This window comes from Paenibacillus tyrphae (assembly GCF_027925525.1).
GTDB classification, from domain to species: Bacteria; Bacillota; Bacilli; order Paenibacillales; family NBRC-103111; genus Paenibacillus_G; species Paenibacillus_G tyrfis_B.
Genome location: NZ_BSDJ01000104.1, coordinates 1 through 399, shown reverse-complemented (window position 1 = coordinate 399; position 399 = coordinate 1). Strand labels below are relative to the sequence as shown.

The 399-nt window shown below is 62.9% G+C and carries 1 protein-coding gene; it reads left to right on the top strand.

Features of this window, described 5'->3' with window-relative positions; genetic code table 11:
* Positions 1 to 399: AMP-binding protein (locus QMG93_RS35045; protein ID WP_281944528.1), on the top strand; the 399-nt coding region annotated here is incomplete at both ends.

Genomic DNA, 399 nt, shown 5'->3' with positions numbered 1-399 from the left:
TACCCCGGAAGCGACGGCGGTCGTATACGAGGACAAGCAGTTGTCATACGGGGAGCTGAACGAACAAGCGAACCGGCTGGCTTGCACGCTGCGCGAGGGCGGCATCGGCGGGGAATCGATTGTCGGCATTCTAGCCGACCGTTCGGTAGACCTGCTGGTCGGCGTCATGGCGGTCTGGAAAGCGGGAGGCGCGTATGTGCCGCTCGATCCGGAGTATCCGTCGGAGCGCATCCGGTTCATGCTGGAGGACAGCGGGGCTACGGTGTTGCTGACGCAAACTCATCTGCAGGACCAAGCCCAAGCGTGGCTGGCGGAAGATTCGGCGCTGCAAAGCGTGCGCTGCCTCTGCCTCGATGACGAGAAATCGTACACCGGTGACGGAGCAAACGGGCCTGACGT